Raw genomic sequence first — 648 nt, forward strand, 5'->3', positions numbered from 1 at the left:
CCCGTGATGAGAATAAACAGATTGCTGCTATCAGCTACAATCACCTCAACCTGCCAGAATTGATAACCATTACGGGTAAGGGGAATATCCGTTTTATCTACGACGCTGCCGGTGCGAAAGTACGCAAGGTTGTTACAGATAATACCAGCGGAGTTGCTAAAGTTACCACGACAGACTATCTGGGCGGTTTCGTATATGAAAATGACAGCCTGCGTTTTGCCGGACATGAAGAGGGCCGGGTGCGGACCGTCTATCAGGCCGGTCAGGCACCGGACTTTGTATACGATTATTTTGTAAAAGACCATTTAGGCAATACCCGGCTGGTGCTGACAGAACAGACAAACCTGTCCATGTATGCAGCTACCATGGAGACGCCCAATGCGGCCAAAGAAAACCAGCTGTTCAGTAATATTGACAATACCCGCAGTAATAAACCGGTAGGTTACCCGGCCGATGAAAGTGCCGGAAAGAATGAATCTGTGGCCAAACTGACTGCTACGGGAACTGGTAAGAAAATCGGGCCTTCGCTGGTGTTAAGGGTCATGGCAGGTGATACCATTCAGTTGAGCAGCAAAGCATTTTATAAATCCAACGGTCCTGTTAACAAGAATAGCCCTGTTGTACCGGCGGAAAACATGGTAGCGGACC

Annotated in this window: 1 pseudogene; it reads left to right on the forward strand. The window is 48.5% G+C overall.

Features of this window, described 5'->3' with window-relative positions:
* A pseudogene (locus ACTJJS_RS33510) lies at positions 1-648 on the forward strand (DUF6443 domain-containing protein); the annotation flags it as partial.

Source organism: Chitinophaga sp. 22308 (assembly GCF_052045305.1).
Taxonomy (GTDB): Bacteria; Bacteroidota; Bacteroidia; order Chitinophagales; family Chitinophagaceae; genus Chitinophaga; species Chitinophaga varians_A.